The organism is Metamycoplasma phocicerebrale, assembly GCF_003383595.3.
Classification (GTDB): Bacteria; Bacillota_I; Bacilli_A; order Mycoplasmatales; family Metamycoplasmataceae; genus Metamycoplasma; species Metamycoplasma phocicerebrale.
Genome location: NZ_CP033058.2, coordinates 538,052 through 558,967 on the forward strand (window position 1 = coordinate 538,052; position 20,916 = coordinate 558,967).

Sequence of the window (20,916 nt, forward strand, 5' to 3'; positions counted from 1 at the left end):
TAAACTTTTAAAAGAATAATAAACGTAGCCCTTTTATAGCTACGTTGATTTTTTTATTTATAATATTATTTTTTTATTTTAAAATCTAAATCAAAATCATTATTTATTTTAATACATTCAATCCCAAAAGCTTGAAAAATTTTTTCCGAAGCTTTGAAATCGTCAGATTCTTCTTTATAAGCTATTGCATAATAAACTTTAGATATTTTTGATTGTACTATTAACTTAGCACAATGATAACAAGGCGAATGAGTTACAAATATTGAACAACCAGATTCTATTTTAGAATTAGTTAGATTGGCATTTATAATAGCATTGGCTTCAGCATGCACAACATATGTATATTTTGAATTAAGCACATCTTGTGATTCATTAGGTCTACTTCATGGAAATATTTCATCATTATTCAATGTCGAATTATTAAAACTTGTCGGCATTCCATTATATCCTAATGAAACAACATAATTATGAGGACTCACAATACATGCTCCGACTTTTGTAGTCGGATCTTTAGATCTTAAGGCACTTAATTTAGCCAAAGCCATAAAATATATTTCTCATTTTATATTATCTTTATGTTCATTAAATATAATTTTTTTTGTTTTTGAATTCATAATAATATATTGTATCATAAAAAAAAGTAAAAATCAGGTTCCGCAGACCCTGTTTTAATTATTCAGAGAAATAAGCATAAATTTGCTCGGATAAGACATTAACTATGTTAATCCATCTTTTTTTAGATGAATTATTATAATTATAACACTTTATATATTTTATGTTTTAATATTATTGAAAAATTTAAACTAAATTATAAATACTTTTTTTACTAACTTAAAAATAAAAAAACTCATAAAATTTAATTTATTTTTTTAAAAGTGTGTAAAATTAGATTGTATTAGAGGAAAAATTATGAACATAAACTTAAGAAATAAATACTTAATGAATATGTTATCACTAGCTATGGCTAGATTTTTCGCTATTGAAATTTTTAACTTTATTAAAAAGGATTATATTTTTGTGAATATTTGCTCAATATATAACAATTTTAAGGAAGTTAAGAATGAAATTATTTCATATTAATAATTCTAGAATTTATAAAAATATTAGAAAAATCTTACGGTTTATTGCTTTTAAAGGTACTTAAAATTCATGTATATTATTAAAAGCAAAAAATAAGGAAATTTTGCTGAAATCAAATTCCTTTTTAAATAGAAACTTAAAATTTCAAAAAAATACAAAAAAATGAATAAATTTTTATTCAAATTATTGAATAAGCAAAAATTACTTTATAAAATATAAAAATAATTTATAATTATTTTGTATATAAATTAGAATTTTGTAAATTACAATATACTATACTTTATAACTTATTAAGGAGTTAAAAAAATGAAAAATAAATCAAAATTTTGACTGTTGGGTTTAACAACTCCGGCAGCAGCATTGGTGCCGTTCATAGCTATGTCTTGTATAACACCAGTGTGAAAAAAGGGCAAATATGTTTTTGAATGGAATGCTCAATTAGATTCTAAAGCCTTTGCATATGATGCGTCAAGAATGTTTGGTGCTTATTTAGCATCGAATACAAATCAATATACTGGAGGGGAATTATTTAGAGTTCAAGGATTAAATGAAGCTGAAAACTTTAGTGAATTAGTAGGAACTAAAACAGAAGTATATACTTCTAAACCGGTTTTTGCTAAATATAAATTAGAATTAGCTCAAGCAATTGTTTTAACTGATAAAGACGGAAAAATTACTGTTTTTGATAATGATAAGGTTGATGCAGCTCCAGAAGCTAACTTAACTAGTCCTGGTGGTAAAAAATATTATGAATATTCAACTATGTTTTTGGAATCTAGTGATGACAAATCAATTAATAGTAAAAAATTTAAGGAATCTTTAAATTCAGCTAAAACTTTTCAAATTGTTTTAAGAGAAAATCAAAGTTGAGTTAATAGCAAAGGGGAAAAAACTAAATATAAAATAGTAGCAAAAGATTTTTGATATTCATGATTAAGAACATTTTTATTAAATCAAGTTTATAGACATGAAAATGGTGGTTCTCAGGAATTGGATAAAAAATTTCAAGAACTTTTGGCTGAGAACAACACTTTAGCATTCACTGATAAAGAGTCATTTAGTAACGATTATGTATATAGATTATTTAATGTAGATGCAGATAAGTTTTTTAATCAATCAGATTTTATTACAAAAATTTCGAATGCTTCTCCAAGTTACCAAGATAAAGAGTCATTAACTTTTAGTTCAATATCGCTTACTGAAAAAACAGAATTTAAAAGCTTTTTTGAAAAATGAGCTGTTGGAGATTACACTTTATTACCAGCACCTTCACAATATATTGATGAATTAAATAATTCTAAAAATCAAGCTATCGAAAAATATTCTGGATTGGAACTTTCAGGACAAGAATTAAAAGAATATAAAGAAAAATTAGAATTGATGGATCACTCTAAGCAAGCTTATTTCACCGGTACATATTGATATGGCAATTCATTTAAAACTACTTTATATGCTGGACATTATTATGTTTCAAAAGCTGGTAATTCTCAACTTGTTTTAACGAAAAATAAACATTATTGAGATGAAAGTTGAGTTAAAGACGACACTACAATTCAAGAAATGGTTCATACATATCAACCTACTCCATTGGATCAAAAAATATTTTCAGATACAGTATTTAATAAATATAATCAAGGGACAGCTTCTCATTTATCTTATGCTCAACTATCTGATTCTCAAAAAAATACAATAGCAAATAATCCTAATAAATATGGTCTAAGATTAAAGAGGTCTTTAAATTCAGATTCTCCTTTATATCGTATGTTTAGTAGTCCTTTTGTCCCTGGTAAAAAGAATGAATATGGTTTTAGTGACGCTTATGCTAAAATGATGTGAGGCGCAACAAAAGAAGAATTAAAACAGGGGAAAGTTAATCCTTCAACATATATTTCTGGCACAGGATTAAGTTTTAGAACTATTATTAATGCGGCAATTAACTGAAATACCTACGCTTCTTCTCTTTCATCTAATCAAAACCATGCATGAATAGCAAAAATTGCTAATGGTTCTTTGATCGGGGGAAAAGACCAAGATACTTCAAAAATGAAAACCCCAGAAGATATTTTAGATAGAATTAATTCACTTTATGCTATCGATTTAAATGGAAATAAAATCGATTTCGGAGGTTCTTTAGGAAAAGAATTAAGTCCTTCAGAAAATGATGAGGCAATAAAAAATAAAGCTAATACAATTGATAGATTGAAATCAGCCGGATTTAATAAACTTAAAGAAGAATTACAAAAATTAATTGACAAGTTTGATAATGAAAACCCTACATTAAAAGATCAAGAATTTCAAATTTATTATTTATATCCATTTGTAAATGCTTCAAACACAGAAATTAATGCTTGAAAAGAACTAGAAAAAGTATTTAAAGAATTAAATCCAAGATTAAGCATTCAAGTGAAATACTTTAACAACGATCAAGATCCTTTATTTAATCCATATAGATTCCAAACTATAAATGGAGAAAATAATGTTGCCTGAAGTTATGACTATAATGGTATAGGTTCGGGATATGATGGTTTATCGTGAGGAGGAATGTTAATTCCTACATTAGTAAATATTAAGAATAATCCTAGTCAAGCTATTGAAAATAATTTTCCAAAATTAAAAGAGTTGGCTGATGAGTTGTTCGAATATGAAAAAACACATAAAACTACTTTTTCAGTTCCTTTTGATAAATTAGATCAATTAGAATCAGACAGAATGACAGGACAATTATTTTCTTATGTTATTTCACATTTTGAATTTGCTTTAAAAAATGGAAAATATGAACTTCAATTTGAAAATAACAAACCGAAAGTCTTTAATCCAGGTGCTGGCAAAACAATTACAGATCCATATGAATGATCGGCTAAATTCTGATTGCACTTTAATAAAAATAAAACAAATGAACAATTAGCGGAGTTTATGGAACAATTTACTGCTTTTTCAAATGTGAACTTTACTTATAATGTATCAAAATCTAAAGAAAAATATGGAAAAGTACTGTTAAATAAACACTATGAATTGTCAGATGTAGATGGTCTTAGTTATTTCCAATATCAAGATTGAAAAATAAATAAGGGTAAAAAATAAATGTTTAAATATATACGTCAAAGAATAGCTTTTGCTATTCTTACGTTGTTTATTATATCTTTTTTTGTTTTTGTAATGGTTGTTGCCTTTGGTCCCAATCCTGTTGAAGCTTTGGCTATTAAAAAATTTCAAAGTGGACATGCCAGCAAGCCTTATGATATAATTTTGCAAGAATTAGAAATTGAAAATGGAATCAGATATTCTAACGGACAATTAATACCAATAATCGTAAGATATTTTAAGTATATTGGCAACATTTTTACAAAATGAGATTTTGGTTTTGTAATTAATTCAACAAATAACCCCAATCCATCTAGTTACACTAATATTTGAAAATTATTTTTCACTCCTTTAAAGTATACATTGTTAATTACTGTACCTACATTTTTGATTAGTGCAATACTTGGAATAATAATAGGTGTTTTTGCTGGTTATAAAAGAGGAAAATGATTTGATACAGCATCAAATTTATTTGTTTTAGTTTTTATAGCTGTACCTTCTTTTATTATTGCGCCTATAGCGATAGCCATTTCTATAAAATTAGGAATTTCGGCCGTTGTTCCAAAAGCAGGTGAACAAAGTTTTGGAGTTTTATTTACTTCATATTTACCTCCAATTATTGTTATGTCATTATCTTCTTTAGCTGTATACGTTACATATACTAGAAATCAAGTTATAACAGTTTTAACATCTAATTATGTTTTAATAGCTAAAACAAAAGGTTTAAATTCTACTCAAATATTTTTTAAATATGTTTTAAGAAATATTTCAATACCTCTTTTTAGCTTGATATTTGGTTCATTTATTGGTCTTTTATCTGGATCAATAATAATTGAAAAATATTGACAAGTGCCAGGAACATCTAGTATTATAGTTAATGCCTTTCCTACTGGAGAGTTGTATATTGTATTATTTTCAACAATTTTCTTTACTTTCATCTCTTTAATAGCAGAAATTATTATAGATATTTCATTTGTATTTTTAGATCCTAAAATTAAATATGTATCAAAAAGTAGAAAAAATTACTTTTTATTTTTCAAAGCATATTTGGAAAGAAAAAAACTTGCAAAAGATTTATTTAAAATGCAAGCACTAGATAAATCATCTAACTTTAAAGAGGGGGTAAAATAACTTATGCCAGAGCAAAATATTAATGAATTTAATAAAAAATATAAAATAAATTCTAATTTGGCAAAAAAATTTAATTTTATAGCGGAAAAAGATAGAATTCAAACTTCATCAATAGCCGGCAAACCTAAAAAAATGTGAATAGAGGTAATTAAAAGATTTTTTACTAATCCGATAGTAATAATTTCATTAGCTGTATTTCTAACTATAATTTTGCTTTCTATTTTAATTCCTGCAACATCGCAATTTAAACCTAATGAAAAAATAACAGGGTCCGATTATATTAAATATTTACCACCTTATTCAACACCAACGATAACAAGAATTGTTGAAAGTGATGGAGAAATATTTAAGTTTTATCAAAATGTTCTAAGTCAGGCTAATGCTAATCCCATGTATAAAAAATGACTTAAATTTTATTTGGATTCAGTTAATTATGAACTTATAAATGGTACAACTAGCATTAAAATGACTTATAACGCTTATTTTTTTGTTTTTGCTACTCATATTAACGAATTTATTAATGATAATATACTTTTAGGTAATACGATTACTGATAGTATGATTGCAGAAGAAATGGCTAAATATATAAATATTTATTCAAATGTTTTATTAGGAACTTCTTCTATAGGTTATGACATTTGAGTAACATCATGATATGCAACATGAAGAGCAATTAAAATAGCCTTAATTGTGGTTTTAATTGAAGGTATAATAGGAATTTCGATTGGAGCTTTTTTAGGTTTTCATGCAGGAAAATTAGTTGACACAATTTGTATGCGTATAATTGAAATATTTTCTTCACCTCCAACACTTATTTGAATTTTGTTATTTGTTTCAATTTTAGGAACAAATCAATGAGCATTAATATTTGCTTTAAGTATTGTTGGTTGACCAGGTTTTGTTGGTATTACACGAATGTTTGTTATCACGATTAAAGATGAAGAATATATAAAGGCTGCTAAAGCAATAGGAGCTTCAACCGGAAGACAAATTTTTATTCATGCATTGCCAGGAATTATAGGTAAAATTGCAAATTCTTTAGTTAAAGCTGTTCCAGGAGTAATTTTATGAATAGCTTCTTTAGCTTTTTTAGGTTTTTTCAAAGAAACAGGAGATATAAATTTAGGTCAAATGTTAATTCAAGCTTCTTCTGAATCTGGTTCTAACTTATGAATTATTGCTTTGCCCACAATAATATTATTATTGCTATCATTATCTTTAAATTTTATTGCTTTAGGTGTACACGATGCTCTCGATCCAAAAGTAATGAGCAAAGGAAGGAAATAGTTTATGTTTAAAAATAAAAAAGAAAACAAAAATTTATCTCCAAAATTCAAACAAAATAAAAAAATTAATAACAAAAAAGAACAAGCTTTAATTTCTATAAAAGTAGATAATTTAGAAGATGATAAAATTCTCGAAGTGCGCAATTTACACGTTAGTTTTTCTCAAGGGAGAAAAAAAAGTATTCATATTGTTAGAGGTCTAGATTTAGATGTTTATAAAGGACAAATTGTTGGACTTGTTGGGGAATCAGGTTCCGGTAAATCTGTTACTTCAAAAACATTAATTAATGTTAATGAAAATGGCATTATATCAGCTGACAAAATTCAAATTGGCGAATATGAATTGACAAATATTAAAAAACAAAAATTATGAGAAAATATAAGAGGACAAAAAATTGGATATATACCCCAAGATCCTTTAACAAGTTTAAATCCTACTAGAAAAATAGGTTTGCAATTATTAGATGCTTTAAATAATAATATAGAGTGAAAAAACAAATTATATAAAGAAAAAAAAGAATATTTAATAAATTTACTTAAAACATTTGGATTAAGAGAGGCTGAAAAAATATTTATGGCTTATCCTCATACATTGTCTGGTGGCATGAAACAAAGAATTGTTATAACAATGGTTGTAGCCTTAAGACCAGATTTGATAATAGCTGATGAACCTACAACTGCTTTAGATCCTACTGTTCAAGCAAGTGTTTTAGCATTATTTGAAAATATAAGACAAGAGATGGGAATATCAATAATTTTAATAAGTCATAATATTTCTGTTATAGCTAAATTTTGTGATTATATATATGTTATGTATGCCGGAAGAATAGTTGAAAAAGGTTTAAAAGAAGAAATTTTTACTAAACCGGCGCACCCTTATACTTGAGCATTAATTTCAGCTATACCAGAATCTAAAGAAGAAAAACTTTACAATATTAAGGGTACACCGCCTGATATGGCTAATTTGCCAGTTGGCGATCCATTTGCTCCCCGTAATGACTATGCTTTGGAAATTGATTTTATAAAAGAACCTCCATTAATCCCAATAACAAAAACACATTCTGCAGCTACATGACTTTTAAGCCCCGAAGCTCCTAAAATTGAAATATCAAAAGATTTAAAAACACGTTTAGATTTATTTAAGAAAGCTTTTAACCATGACAAATAATAAAAATAAAAAAGTTATTTTATCAATAGATAACCTTAAAAAATATTTCGTTAACCAAGGAACCATTAACAAAGCAGTTGATGGTGTATCTTTTGATGTACATGAAGGTGAAATTGTTGGTTTAATAGGGGAATCAGGCTCAGGAAAGACAACTGTAGGTCGTACTATTCTTAGATTGTATGATGAATATAATGGTTTTGTTAGATTGGAAGATAAAATAATATCTGGTAAGAATATAAGTTATTCTTTAAAAAAATTTTTACGTAAAAATGTACAAATGATATTTCAAGATCCGCATGCTTCCTTAAACGGTCAACAAAATATATATACAATTTTAAAAGAACCATTGTTAGTAAATGGAATAATGAAAAATAAAATTAATGATATTTTTAAAGATTGATTAGATGTTAAGCATAATTTTAAATATACATTTCAAATTCAAGCAATGAAGTTAGAATTAGAAAATTATAAAGAAATCAATAAATTAGCTAATCCATTCTTTAATAAATGAAAATCTCTTTTTAATAATTTTGAATTTAATAACGATTTAAGTATAGAAGACAATTTTTCTGCTTTTTATGCATATTTGGAAGAAAAACAGCAAATGGAAAGCGCAATAATTAATAATATGTATTCTAATTCTTCTTCTTTAATTGAATTTTATTATGAAATGCAAAAAAAATATCGTAACCAAGATTTAAGTGAAGAAGAGTTGGAACATGAAAATGCACTAAGGAAGCATAAAGAAATTGTTAAATTAAGTAAAATTTCTAAAAATCAACAAATTATTTTAGAAAAGAAAAGTACCTTATTAAAAAAATTAAAAGAACTTAAAAATATTTATAAAGAAAAAATTAAAGAATCAAGAAACACATTTTATAATTATCGCATTGAAAACAAACACGAAAAAGCATTAGTAAATATTTCAAAATTAATGTCTACAGATTTAGATTATTATTTATACAATTTAAAAAATGAATTTTTATATAAAGCAAGAATTAGCACTCTTAAAAAAATGCAAAAATCTTTAAAATTGTTAGACTTTGAAGATATTAAAAAAATAGTTAAAGAACTTGAAGAATATGTTAAAGATTTTTATGAAAAAGAGCTTTTAAAAATACAATATACTCGAACTTCTAAGCAAGATATAGAATCATCTTTAAAACAACATTTTAATTTCAAAATAGATGAGTATCAAAAAAAATCGTTAAAAAATGAATCAGAATGAATGAAAAAATTTAATGATTTAAAAAACAAAATTAGAACTTTAGATAAAGAGATAATAAAAAAAATAAAACCGGAGTATTCTAAAGAAGATCTTTTAAAATCTGAAAACGAATTGAAAAACGCAAAAATAAAATATGAATCAGGAAAAATTAAATTTTTGGTTAAGTATAAAGAAACAATAGATAATTTATATCATAATATAAATCAAGAAATTGCTGAATATAAAAGTTTAGTTGGCTTGCAATCTGAATGCAACGAAATGTATAATAAATACAAAAAAGAGTTTTTTAATTTTGTAAAAAATCAATATAAACAAAAATTAGAATTATTGGAAAACCAAAAATCTAAATTGCTTTTAAATTTAAAACAAAAGGAAGAAAAAGACATTCTTATTAATAAGAAAAATTTGAATAAAATAAAATTAAAAATTTCACAAACTAAAAAAGAACTACTTACTAAAATTAAGATGTATCATTCTGATATAAGTTTAAAAGAAGACACTTTAAAATCATTTAACATTGAAAGAAAATATTTAAATAAAGATATAAAAAATATTTATTTATTACTAGGCATTGATCATAAATGAGTTGAATTAAATTTAAATAGAAAAAATGAAGAAAACAAATCTCCAAAAAATACAAAATGAGTTAAAAGGTTTAATATATTTGATTATAAAATATCATTTATTTTGGCTAAATATTTAATTTCCGAACTTTTATACAAAACAACTATTTATCATGCATTAGAGGATGTGGGTTTATTGAAACAATTCGCTTATCGATACCCACATGAATTTAGTGGTGGACAACTCCAACGTATTGTTATAGCTAGAGCTTTGATTACAGAACCTAAAGTTATAGTTGCTGATGAACCTATTGCATCATTAGATATTTCAATTCAAGCTCAAGTTGTTAACCTTTTAAAAGATTTGTGCACAATGAAAAACATTGGTTTAATATTTATAGCACATGACTTAAGTATGATTGAATATGTTGCAGATAACGTTCAAATTATGCACTTGGGAAAAATTGTCGAAAGTGGTAACACTGAATCTATTTATAGTGAGCCATTGCATCCTTATACTATAAACTTATTTAAAGCTATTCCTAAAATATCTAATGCTAATGAAAAATTTCAAAATGTTTCATTTAATTTAGATTATATATATGAACAACAATTTCCCAACATACCAGAAACGTTTAAAGTTGATGAAAATCATTATATATATGGAACAAAAGAACAAGTGAAAAAATGAACTCAAAACAGATTTTCAAAAAATAATTAATATATATGAAATATCAAGATAAATAATAATGCTTGATATTATAAAATAAAATATCAAACACAATATAAAAAGTGTTTGGTATTTTTTAAAATGCAAATTAAATTTATTTTCATTTATTAGTTGAAAAATATATATTTTACTTTTTGTTTTGTATTAAAAAATAATCTAATAAAGTATAATTAATATAAAATTTTTAAGGAATTTAAAATGAATAAAAACATAAATATTTCAAAAGCAAAAACATATTGGAAAAATAGTTGAAACAAAGCTACAATTATTTATTTTTTTACTTCATTAATTGCCATGTTAATTATTATATTATTAACAGGATTTTTTAAAAAAAATATTAATTACACAGCTCGTTGATCGAACGCCATTACCGTTGGAACAGTTATTATTTTAACTATAAGTTTGTTTGTTGTAATGATAAGAAAAGGGTTGGGAAGAGGCCTTTTTAAAACCTTTACAAGTTTTTATCACAATGTCAAGATTTCTTCAAGAGCAAAAAAACAATATTCAAATTATATGCTTCAACATGAAAAAGATAAAATTTTAACTAGAGAAAGACAAAAATATAATGATGAGTTAAACAAAAAAACATTAAAAAGAAATCTTGAACCAATAACTAATTTATCTTCATATTTATTAATATCGATATCTATTTTAACTTTGACAGTTGGTTTATTAATAGTACATTATGCTTAGAAGGAGATTATTATGAAATATTTAATAGGCAATTTTAAAATAAATAAAACCTTTTTTGAAACGGAATCATATATTTGCTCTTTGCAAGATATTATTAAAAAAAATGAAAAAGAATTATTGCATATAAAAATAGGCATAGCTCCTTCTTTTGATAGCGCTTATTTATCATATAAAAACCCAGATAGAAATTTTTTGTTTGGTTTGCAAAACATATTTTATGAACAAAGTGGAGCTTATACTGGCGAAATGTCTTTAAGGGTTGCAAAAGAAGCAAAAGTTGACTTTGTTTTGATAGGTCATTCAGAACGTAGAAGAATGTTTAATGAAACAAACGAATTGATTAACAAAAAAATTTATCAATTATCTAAAGAAAATATAACATCTATTTTATGTGTTGGAGAATCAAAAGAAGAATTTGATAATAATAATACAATAAAAGTCTTAGAAAAACAAATAAAAGAAGGATTAAAAGGAATTAAAGATTACAAAAATATCATAATTTCTTATGAACCAGTTTATTGCATAGGAAATGGAATAGTTCCAGAAGTTGAACATATACAAAAAATAGTAAATTTTATTCATTCCATAACAGATAAAAATATACCTATTTTATATGGCGGGTCTGTTTGTTTAAATAGTATAAATTTACTAGAAAAAGTGAAAGGTCTTTCAGGTTATTTAGTGGGCAAGGCATCATTAAACGCTTTGGATTTTGTTCAACTAGCAAAAAAAATAAAATAGTTTCCTGCCCAAAGTGACAGGAAACTTTATTTACTTATAAACCACGATTTAGCTATTTCTATATCATTTTCTAAAATATTATTTTCATGCTTAGACCTTATATATCTTATCAAAGATTCAAATTCAATTAAAATTTCTTGATATTTGGAAGGTATTACATTTAAATCGAATAAATATAATTCATTATCATTATTTATATCATTATTGTTTCCTATTTTTGTTAAACCATGATATTCTATGTTATCAATAACTACGTTAACTATGTAAATGCCATATTTTAATTTATTTAATTTAGCAGGATATACATATTGAAAATTCTCTAAATTAGTAATAAAAGCATATTTTTCAATTAATAAGTTATTAATGGCAGATATGTTACCTTCTTCTATCAGTTCATTTATTAATGTAGAAGAAATTTTTCTTTTATGTATTTTTCTTTCATTGATTACTATTAATTCAAAATGCTTTTTTAAATAATTTAAATCTCCTAATCTTCTAAAACCGAATTTATAATCTTGGCCACAAACAACCACAGAAATATTGTTTTCTTTTAAATTATTTATAAATTGAATGTGCGAAATATTTAAATTTTCTTTATTAATTTGAGCTATAAAAACATAATCTATTTCAAGATTAAAAAGAGTATAAATTCTAGTTTTTACTTGAAATGCTTTTTTTAAATTATTTTTATTATTTTTATATGGCTCATTGAAAACACTTATAGCTATTTTGTATTCAGGATTTGAATTTTTTTTGTCTTTTGCTGCTTTTATTAATTCATAATGACCCAAATGCAAAGTTTCAAATGATCCTAAAATCATTATTACTTTTTCTTTTATTTCAAACTTTTCTTTAAAATTTCATTCAAAAACTTTCATATTAATAATAATTTTACTTTAATTTAAAAGTTAATAAAAGATTTTACGAACTTAGTCGTAAAACCCTTTTTCTTTTAGCTTGAAATATGGTCCATCCTCTGTTACTGGCAAACAAATTTCGTTTGCTACACTTTTTGTATTTTCTCCGCCATTACCCATAGCTATACCTAAACCTACTTCTTGAAGCATCTCTATATCATTTTCTGAGTCACCGAAAGCCACCATTTCAGACATTTTTATATTTAATAAATCACCTAATATAGTTAAACCAGTTGCTTTTGTAATTCCTTTTGAAGACAAAAATACGCCACCACTTCAATATGATAATACCCACATATTCATATTATTTTTTTTAAAATAATTATTTAATTCTTCACTAACTTTTTCTGGTTCATTTGTGCTAACAGTTATTAAATAATTTTTATCATTCTTTGATTCAAATTCTTTTTCTGAAATAAATTTGTCTTTATAAGGTAAATAAAATCAATGATTAATATTAAATAAATCATTATAATAACCTCATTTATCACCAACAAAAGAAAAAGGCAATTTATGTTCTTCTGCATATGATCTAAATTTAACAAAATCTTTATATTCAATAGTTTGTTCAAAAATATATTCCTTAGTTTTTAAATCAAGTATAAAAGTACCATTAGCTCCAACAAAAAAATCAACATAAGGGTTATCTATTTGTTTTCCTACTGTAAAAATGTCTCTCCCTGAACAAAGAACAGTAACATAGCCTGATTCTTTTAGTTTTATAAACATTTCGCTCATTCTTGGGCTTAATTCATCAATTCCGAATGGTAATAATGTACCATCTATATCAAAAACCACCATTTTGTATTTACTGCTCATTGTTTTCTCCTTTTTTAAGGTTACAAAATACACGGTTACCTAATATTTTTTTAAAAGTAATTAAACCGTTATTTATTTTTCCTCATCCTATTATTTGCTCATTATATATAAATAGGCCCTTATTATTTATATTTTTAAATGAATCTAAATACAATTCCTTTTGTTGTATTAGTTTCATATCTTCACTATTAAGTGTATATAATTGTACATTAAAAAGTTCATTTAAATTGACTATTTTTTTATAAAAACCATCAAAATCTAATTTTATATTTCCAATTGAAGTTCTTTTTAAAACATTAACAACAGCATCTGAATTTAAATATAAGCCTATGTCGTGAACTAAAGACCTTATGTAAGTGCCTTTTGAAACTTTAGTTTTAAAACAAAATCTTTGAGTTTCATAGTTAAATTCGATTAACTCTATATAATAAATTTTTATATTGCATTCTTTTAAAATTACTTCTTTGTTATCTCGAGCTAATTCATAACTTCTTCTACCATTAATTTTTTTAGCTGAAAATACTGGAGGAATTTGAGTTTTAGTATTTTTTATGTATTTTATAACTTTTAATAATTCTTCTTTATTTATCTTAGGCTTATTTCATAAAATATTAACTTTTTCTCCTTCATCAAAACTCGCAGAACTTCAATTCAGGGTTGCTTCCACATAGTATTCTTTTGTATCATTTAATAAATAAGAAAGAGTTTTCGTGTCATCATTAGTAGCCACAATTAAAAGTCCCTCAGCTAAAGGATCTAATGTTCCTGCATGACCAATTTTTTTGATATTATTTTCTTTAGCAAATTTTTTAATTGCAAAAAAACTAGAAATGCCTTTTGGTTTATTAATTTTATAAAACATTATTATCCTTTCTTCCCGGACTATTATACCAATTGTTAAAATAACTTATTAAATAAATATTATAAAAAAAGACTTTTTTAAATTTATAAATCAAATTAATTTTATAAATATAATTAACGAAAAAATATAAAAAATAATGTAATAAAAAAATAGTTTTAATATATAATAATAAAGCATTATATGCACAAGCCGTTTTAGCTCAGTTGGCAGAGCAACTGACTTGTAATCAGTAGGTCGTAGGTTCAAGTCCTATAAACGGCACCATGCGCGAGTGGTGAAATTGGCAGACACGTTAGTTTTAGGCACTAATGCTTTACGGCGTGAGGGTTCAAGTCCCTCCTCGCGTACCATATCATTTATTTGTGGAGACTAAAAGTCTCCTTTTTTTATTTATATTTTTAAAAATTAAAAAAAATAAAAAAAATGCCTTTTGGCATTTGGTGCTTTATACAAATGGTGGAGAATGAGGGGCTCGAACCCACGACCCTTGCCTTGTAAGGGCAATGCTCTCCCAACTGAGCTAATTCTCCAAAATGGTGACCCTAGCGGGACTCGAACCCACGCATGTATGGATGAAAACCATATGTGTTAACCACTTCACCATAGGGCCATAAATGGCGCCGACTATTGGGATTGAACCAATGACCAACTGGTTAACAGCCAGCTGCTCTACCGCTGAGCTAAGTCGGCATTTATTATGAAATGCTTAATTATTATAATCTAAAAATAATTTATTTTCTAAAAAAAATTTTTTTTATTAAAACACAACAATAAAAACCGAAAAAAGTCTATTTATCAGCATAAATGGTGCTGGTTAGAGGGATCGAACCCCTGACCCATTGATTACGAATCAATTGCTCTGCCAACTGAGCTAAACCAGCTTGATAAATATTTTAACAAAATTATTTGATAAATGACTTCATAAATTTATTTTTTATATGCAATTTTTAAAAATATCTTATTTTAAGAAATTCTTTGCTTAAAAATAGTTAATATTGACAATTTTTTACAAAAAAGAAAGTTTTAAAAATTAAATATTTCGTATTTTTAAATAAAAAATAACTTTTTTAATCTAAAGCCTCTAAAAAATGCTAAAATATGGGTGATAGTGGGAGGAAGTGGAAATGTATGGTAAATACGAAAGAAGCTTAGACGACAAAAATAGAGTTGTAGTTCCGCCAAAATTATTGGTAGATCTAGGATCGGAATTTTTTGTAACTATTGGATTTGATAAACAACTAATCCTTAGAGATAAGCAAGAATTCGAAAAGTTGAAATTTAAGTTAGAAGATAATAATTCGCTTAATAAAGATTTAAGAGAATTAAGTAGATTTATTTTTGCTAATACTGAATTAGTTAATCCAGATAAATCTAATCGTATAACTATACCAAAACATTTAGCTTTAAAAGCTGCTATCAAAAAAGATGTAATCTTCATTGGCACAGGTAACACTTGTGAATTATTTGCAAAAGAAATTTATGAAGCAAAAGAGAAGTATTTTGAAGATGAAACAAACATTGATGATCTAGCTCAAAAACTTTTTGAACAAGGAGTTAAATTATAGAAAAGCATATTCCTGTTTTATTAGATGAAGTTATTAAAGCTTTAGATATTAAAAAAGATGGAATTTATGTTGATTTAACTTTAGGTAGAGCAGGTCATAGTCAAGAAATTTTAAAAAAAATAAAAGAGAATGGTTCGGGAAGATTGATTTGTTTTGATAAAGATAATCAAGCAATTATTGAATCTGATCCATACCTTAAAAAAATAAGTAATTCTTATACTTTAATTAAAAGCGATTTTAGATTTTTAAAATCAGAATTGAATAAATTAGGAATTACTAAAGTAGATGGAATATTAGCTGATTTAGGAGTTTCTAGTCCTCAATTAGATGAAACTGAAAGAGGATTTTCTTATTCTAAGAATACAAAATTAGATATGAGAATGGACCAAGAAGCAAAAATAAATGCTGAAATGATAATTAATGAATGAAGTGAAGAAGAAATAGCTCGAGTTCTTTATGAATACGGTGATGTAAAACTAGCTAAGCTAGTTGCGAAATCAATTGTAAAAAATCGTCCAATTAAATCTTCATTTGAGTTAAATGAAGTGATTAGAAAGGCATTGCCAGCCAAAGTGGTTAGAGAAAAAAATCCTTCAAAAGCAGTATTCCAAGCTATAAGAATAGCAGTTAATGATGAATTAAATGCTTTAGATGATTTATTAAGTCAATTAAATGATTTGATAAATATTAATGGAAAAATAGCAATTATTACATTTCATAGTAAAGAGGACGCAAAAGTTAAAAAATTTTTTCAAAATTTAAACTATCGCGATCCAAAGTTAAATAAATTGCCAATTCAAATAAACAAAGAATGAAAACAAAAAATTATTTTTCCTTCTGAATTTGAATTACAAAACAATAAAAGAGCACATAGCGCAAAATTAAGAGTTATTACAAAGATAGGATAATATGAAAAAAAGAATTATTGTAGCATATAAATTTGATAATCAAAATATTTCTGTAGAAGTAGTTGAAAAAACTAACTATGGATCTTTTCTTGCTTACAAAAATACAATAACAAACTTATATTTGAATCCTTCTTATTTAAATAACTTTATATATAGAACCAAATATGAAATAGAAAAAACAATAAAAGCAAAAATAACTGATGTAGTTATAATTGTTAAAAATTCACAAATCTATCCAATTTCTAAAAAAATTATTTCAAAAGATAATGTTCAAGGTTTATCAAATAATGAAATAGCTAAAAAACTTTATTATTTAGAAAAAGAAAATGGTTATTACTTATTCGATTATGAAATTTTTTCAAAAATAGATAAAAAATCTTTAATTAGTTTAAGTTTATTAAATTGAAATGAAGCTAAAATGATATTTAGTCTTATGAAACAAAACAATTTAAATGTTTTAAGAATGTATGAATACGATTTTTTAGAAAATATTTCTAATGGTAATAATTTTAAAAATGGAGTAGCTACCTTCTTAAAATTATCAAACCATGATTTAAAAATAGAAGTATCAAAAAATTATGTTAATTTCTTAGAATTTAAATATGATTTCGGGATTAATTATTTAATTAAGGCTTTATCAAAAGAATTAAAAATAACTGAAAATGAAGCTAAAATCAAACTTAATTTATGATCACATAATCTGCATGCAGAGGAGGATTTAAAAATTAATACTTTGGTTTCAAATTTTTTAGAACTAATTAAAAATACAATAAATAGTAATATAGAAAAACTTAAAATTGATAAAAATAACCTTCAAGTTAATTTATCAAAAGAGTTTAATATCTTTAACAAGATATTGTTAAATAATGAAGATTTTAGTGGCATTAATAACAAAATAATGGGCAATAAAACTAGCTTAATAAGTTATGAAATGCTAGGATTAATTAATTTATTAGATAATCATTTTACAAATACTATCAAAGAAATGACTATTACTTCTGAATTATTTGTAATAGACACAGAACAATTTAATAATTATTCTTTTAATTACAAAAAATAAAAATTTAATTTATATAATTAAATGATAGATTATTTATTTAGGAGAAAACATGTTAGATAGTGATAATTACAATTCAGTTGCTAGCATCAAAGTTATAGGTGTTGGTGGCGGTGGAAATAATAGTATTCAAACACTTTTAGATAAAAAAATAGATGGTTTAGAATTTATTGTTGCAAATACAGATAAGCAAATACTAGATAAGTTTGATAAATCTTTAACTTTAGCTCTTGGTGATAAAAGAGGTATAGGGGCAGGGGCTAATCCTGAAGTAGGAAAAAAAGCTGCTGAACACTCTTTGCAAGAAATTAAAGAAAGAATAAAAGGAGCAAATTTAGTAGTTATCACAGCAGGAATGGGCGGAGGAACCGGAACAGGAGCTTCGCCAATAATTGCTAAAGCAGCAAAAGAACAAAATTCATTAGTTATAGCTATTGTTACAACTCCATTTTCATTTGAAGGTGCTAAAAGAAAAAAAATAGCTTTAGAAGGCATAGAAGAATTAAAAAAACATGTTGACTCTTACATAATTTTATCTAATGATAAATTATTAGAAGCATATGGAGATTCTTCAATTAATGATGCTTTTAGAGTTTCTGATAATGTTGTTAAACAATTTATTAGAACTATAGTGGATATAATTGCAATACCGGGAAGAATTAATTTAGATTTAGCGGACTTAGAAACAGTTATTAAAAACTGTGGTGAAACTCTTGTTGGAATTGGAAGTGCTAATGGTGAAAACGCTGCTTCTAAAGCGCTTAAAAGTGCTATTAGTAGCCCTATTCTAGAATCAAGTATTGTTGGTGCATCAAATGCTATACTATACTTTTCAACATCTACAAAAACTACATTAAATGATTTTAATAAGGCAGTTAGTGAATTTAATCAAATTGCTGGTAATGATGTTAATGTAATTTTTGGAGTCACTGATATACCCAATGAAGAATCAGAAAAACTTGGTGAAGTTTATGTATCAGTTATTGCAACAGGTATTAAACGAAAACCAAAAAATGATTTTCAACCTAATATTGAGGGGATTGAAAATTCTAATTCAGATGCTACCCAAGAATATTTAACTATTGGAGCTTCTGATAGATCAAATTCTTATTCTAAAGAAGATGATTACAATTCAGACGACAATGAATTATTGTTTAAAACAAGCAGAAATTAAGATGATGTAAGAAGTTTTATTTCTTTTAAACATTTCATTAAAGTTAAAGAGGACTTAGCTCCTCTTTTTTATTTATTTTTACTAATGTAATATATAATTCCTTATTATGTATAAATTTTTTAGCAAAAATAAAATTGGAAATGCTTTTGAATTAGACTTAGAAACACAAAAGCATTTAAAAGTAATTAGAATTAAAAATCAAGATTTTTTAATAAACCACAACAATGAGTTTTATTTATGTAATTATGAATTTCCTAATAAGGCAATAATTAAACAAAAATTAAATATTAATAATGAATTGGATTTTAAAATAGTTGTAGCCATTCCATTAATTAAACACAACCATTTTGAAATAGCTTTACAAAAGGCGGTTGAATTGGGCGCAACTACAATAATTCCTTTTATTTCGGAATATTGTGACAAAGGAAACATTAATATAGAAAACAAAATTCTTAGATTTAAAAAAATAATTCAAGAAGCTTCTCAACAATCATTTAGAAATATAATTCCAAAATTAGAAAAAACCTTAAACTTTGAAGAATTAATAAATTACCCAATAAAAAACAAAATTTTGGCTTATGAAAATGAAAAGGATCAAAAATTAAATAAAATTAATGAAGATGCTATTCTAATAGTAGGACCAGAAGGTGGATTTTCACAACAAGAAATAGCTAAAGCTAAACTAAAAAATATTCAGATTGTTAGTTTAACAAAAACAATATTAAGAGCTGAGACAGCTCTAATATATATGATGTCAAAAATTTTGTAACATAAAATGTTTTTTTGTTATAATTGATAAGCATAAATTTAAATTGCAATTTAAAATTAAAAATACATAGAAAGAGAAAGTATGCGTCAAACAACAATTATTAGAAAAGAATTAGTTGATAAAAAATGATACATCGTAGATGCAGCCAACGTACCATTAGGTAGACTTTCAACTCTTGTAGCTTCAATCCTTCGCGGGAAAAATAAACCAACATTTACTCCAAATGTTGATATGGGCGACAATGTAGTTGTTATTAATGCTAAAGATGTTCTTTTAACAGCTAAAAAAGATGAAAAGAAAATTTATTACCACCACACTGGGTATCCAGGTGGTTTAAAACAAATTACAGCAGCTCAATTAAGAGCTAAAAAACCACAAGCTCTTGTAGAAAAAGCAGTTAGAGGTATGTTGCCTCATACAACCTTAGGCCGTAAACAATTTAAAAACTTATTTGTATATGCTGATGCAAATCACAAGCAAGAAGCACAAAAACCAACATTAATCGAGGTTAAATAATATGGCAGATAAAATTAGATATAATGGTCTAGGACGTCGTAAATCATCTGTTGCTAGAGTTTATTTAGTTCCAGGTAAGGGAAATTTCTTAATAAATGGTAAGGTAGCAAAAGATTACTTAAATTCTGATATTTTATTAAAAGATGCTTTAAGCCCTTTTGCTATTACAGAAACAACAAATCAATTTGATGTTTTTGCAAATGTTAATGGTGGGGGCCTTACAGGTCAAGCTGGAGCCATCAGATTAGGTATTGCAAGAAGCTTGTTAGAAGCTTCGAATAATGAATACCGCAACAAACTAAAAGATGCTGGTTTCTTAACAAGAGATGCCCGTGTTAAAGAACGTAAAAAATTTGGTTTGAGAAAAGCCAGAAGATCAAGACAATTTTCAAAACGTTAATTTTATTGTGGTATACTTATATGGGTTTTTAACCCATTATATGCGAGCATAGCTCAGCTGGTTAGAGCACACGACTGATAATCGTGAGGTCGATGGTTCAAGTCCATTTGTTCGCACCATTTCAAGAAATTGATCATAACATGCAATTTAAGCATGTTTTTTATTTTTAATGTATAATATTCTTGAATATTATTTATTCCTTGGTAATAATTACGATTATTGCTA

The 20,916-nt window shown here is 25.5% G+C and carries 19 protein-coding genes and 7 tRNA genes; 18 read left to right on the forward strand and 8 right to left on the reverse strand.

The annotated features are described in order from the left end of the window. Positions 1-65: 65 nt before the first annotated feature. On the reverse strand, positions 66-614 hold the full coding sequence (locus DMC14_RS02265; protein WP_277870930.1) for a deoxycytidylate deaminase: 549 nt from the start codon (positions 612-614) through the stop codon (positions 66-68). A gap of 295 nt (positions 615-909) precedes the next feature. Here DMC14_RS02265 and DMC14_RS06300 point away from each other — a divergent pair, with 295 nt between their 5' ends. The 8 genes from DMC14_RS06300 (at position 910) to DMC14_RS02300 (ending at position 11,704) form a co-directional block, all read left to right on the forward strand. Continuing rightward, positions 910-1,080 (forward strand): hypothetical protein, encoded by a 171-nt coding sequence (locus tag DMC14_RS06300; protein ID WP_175393444.1) that lies wholly within the window; start codon positions 910-912, stop codon positions 1,078-1,080. Positions 1,081-1,386: 306 nt separating this feature from the next. After that, on the forward strand, positions 1,387-4,161 hold the full coding sequence (locus tag DMC14_RS06305) for an OppA family ABC transporter substrate-binding lipoprotein (RefSeq protein WP_137412668.1): 2,775 nt from the start codon (positions 1,387-1,389) through the stop codon (positions 4,159-4,161). Beyond that, positions 4,162-5,292: an ABC transporter permease gene (locus DMC14_RS06310; protein WP_116171611.1), complete on the forward strand. Its 1,131-nt coding sequence runs from the start codon at positions 4,162-4,164 to the stop codon at positions 5,290-5,292. A 3-nt stretch (positions 5,293-5,295) separates the two neighbouring features. Then, positions 5,296-6,579 carry an ABC transporter permease gene (locus tag DMC14_RS02280; protein WP_116171612.1) on the forward strand — a complete coding sequence of 428 codons (1,284 nt, stop codon included), beginning with the start codon at positions 5,296-5,298 and terminating at the stop codon, positions 6,577-6,579. 3 nt (positions 6,580-6,582) lie between these two features. After that, positions 6,583-7,746 carry an ABC transporter ATP-binding protein gene (locus DMC14_RS02285; protein ID WP_116171613.1) on the forward strand — a complete coding sequence of 388 codons (1,164 nt, stop codon included), beginning with the start codon at positions 6,583-6,585 and terminating at the stop codon, positions 7,744-7,746. Next, the gene (locus DMC14_RS02290; protein WP_116171614.1) at positions 7,736-10,258 is read left to right on the forward strand and encodes an ATP-binding cassette domain-containing protein; all 2,523 of its coding nucleotides are present in this window, start codon (positions 7,736-7,738) and stop codon (positions 10,256-10,258) included. Before DMC14_RS02285 ends, DMC14_RS02290 begins: the two co-directional genes overlap by 11 nt. Before the next feature lie 207 nt (positions 10,259-10,465). Further along, positions 10,466-10,963, forward strand: a complete 498-nt coding sequence (locus DMC14_RS06315) for a hypothetical protein (RefSeq protein ID WP_116171615.1) — start codon at positions 10,466-10,468, stop codon at positions 10,961-10,963. Positions 10,964-10,975: 12 nt separating this feature from the next. After that, the gene (locus DMC14_RS02300; protein WP_116171616.1) at positions 10,976-11,704 is read left to right on the forward strand and encodes a triose-phosphate isomerase; all 729 of its coding nucleotides are present in this window, start codon (positions 10,976-10,978) and stop codon (positions 11,702-11,704) included. A gap of 26 nt (positions 11,705-11,730) precedes the next feature. Here the strand turns inward: DMC14_RS02300 and DMC14_RS02305 are convergent, their stop codons facing one another. Genes DMC14_RS02305 through truB form a run of 3 tightly spaced genes read right to left on the reverse strand, consistent with a single transcriptional unit; the run spans position 11,731 to position 14,302 of the window. After that, positions 11,731-12,582 (reverse strand): FAD synthase, encoded by an 852-nt coding sequence (locus DMC14_RS02305; protein WP_116171617.1) that lies wholly within the window; start codon positions 12,580-12,582, stop codon positions 11,731-11,733. Positions 12,583-12,633: 51 nt separating this feature from the next. Then, entirely contained in the window at positions 12,634-13,440 is an 807-nt protein-coding gene (locus DMC14_RS02310; RefSeq protein ID WP_116171618.1) for a YcsE-related riboflavin metabolism phosphatase, read from the reverse strand. Beyond that, positions 13,430-14,302, reverse strand: a complete 873-nt coding sequence (gene truB, locus DMC14_RS02315; protein WP_116171619.1) for a tRNA pseudouridine(55) synthase TruB — start codon at positions 14,300-14,302, stop codon at positions 13,430-13,432. The genes DMC14_RS02310 and truB overlap by 11 nt, the downstream gene beginning before the upstream one ends. A 188-nt stretch (positions 14,303-14,490) precedes the next feature. On the opposite strand from truB, the gene DMC14_RS02320 reads away from it, so the two are divergent. After that, positions 14,491-14,566 (forward strand) — tRNA-Thr (locus DMC14_RS02320). A 1-nt stretch (position 14,567) separates the two neighbouring features. Beyond that, positions 14,568-14,652: transfer RNA gene (locus DMC14_RS02325), tRNA-Leu, on the forward strand. Positions 14,653-14,756: 104 nt separating this feature from the next. On the opposite strand, the gene DMC14_RS02330 is transcribed toward DMC14_RS02325, so the two are convergent. From DMC14_RS02330 to DMC14_RS02345, 4 genes are all read right to left on the reverse strand, one after another. Continuing rightward, positions 14,757-14,832: transfer RNA gene (locus DMC14_RS02330), tRNA-Val, on the reverse strand. Between the two features lie 4 nt (positions 14,833-14,836). Next, a tRNA-Glu gene (locus tag DMC14_RS02335) sits at positions 14,837-14,912 on the reverse strand. Positions 14,913-14,917: 5 nt separating this feature from the next. Further along, a tRNA-Asn gene (locus DMC14_RS02340) sits at positions 14,918-14,992 on the reverse strand. Between the two features lie 115 nt (positions 14,993-15,107). Then, positions 15,108-15,183, reverse strand: a tRNA-Thr gene (locus tag DMC14_RS02345). A gap of 243 nt (positions 15,184-15,426) precedes the next feature. Between DMC14_RS02345 and DMC14_RS02350 the strand changes: the two genes are divergently transcribed. The 8 genes from DMC14_RS02350 (at position 15,427) to DMC14_RS02385 (ending at position 20,810) form a co-directional block, all read left to right on the forward strand. Continuing rightward, positions 15,427-15,867 (forward strand): division/cell wall cluster transcriptional repressor MraZ, encoded by a 441-nt coding sequence (locus tag DMC14_RS02350; RefSeq protein WP_116171620.1) that lies wholly within the window; start codon positions 15,427-15,429, stop codon positions 15,865-15,867. After that, the gene (rsmH, locus tag DMC14_RS02355) at positions 15,861-16,775 is read left to right on the forward strand and encodes a 16S rRNA (cytosine(1402)-N(4))-methyltransferase RsmH (protein ID WP_116171621.1); all 915 of its coding nucleotides are present in this window, start codon (positions 15,861-15,863) and stop codon (positions 16,773-16,775) included. Before DMC14_RS02350 ends, rsmH begins: the two co-directional genes overlap by 7 nt. A gap of 1 nt (position 16,776) precedes the next feature. Then, positions 16,777-17,835 (forward strand): hypothetical protein, encoded by a 1,059-nt coding sequence (locus tag DMC14_RS06320; RefSeq protein ID WP_116171622.1) that lies wholly within the window; start codon positions 16,777-16,779, stop codon positions 17,833-17,835. A gap of 49 nt (positions 17,836-17,884) precedes the next feature. Further along, positions 17,885-19,006: a cell division protein FtsZ gene (gene ftsZ / locus DMC14_RS02365; protein WP_116171623.1), complete on the forward strand. Its 1,122-nt coding sequence runs from the start codon at positions 17,885-17,887 to the stop codon at positions 19,004-19,006. A 106-nt stretch (positions 19,007-19,112) separates the two neighbouring features. Continuing rightward, a complete protein-coding gene (locus DMC14_RS02370; RefSeq protein WP_116171624.1) occupies positions 19,113-19,775 on the forward strand; it encodes a 16S rRNA (uracil(1498)-N(3))-methyltransferase in 663 nt (220 codons plus the stop codon). Between the two features lie 81 nt (positions 19,776-19,856). Then, on the forward strand, positions 19,857-20,291 hold the full coding sequence (gene rplM / locus DMC14_RS02375) for a 50S ribosomal protein L13 (RefSeq protein WP_116171625.1): 435 nt from the start codon (positions 19,857-19,859) through the stop codon (positions 20,289-20,291). 1 nt (position 20,292) lies between these two features. Continuing rightward, positions 20,293-20,691 carry a 30S ribosomal protein S9 gene (rpsI, locus tag DMC14_RS02380; RefSeq protein WP_116171626.1) on the forward strand — a complete coding sequence of 133 codons (399 nt, stop codon included), beginning with the start codon at positions 20,293-20,295 and terminating at the stop codon, positions 20,689-20,691. 42 nt (positions 20,692-20,733) lie between these two features. After that, positions 20,734-20,810, forward strand: a tRNA-Ile gene (locus DMC14_RS02385). Positions 20,811-20,916: the final 106 nt, after the last annotated feature.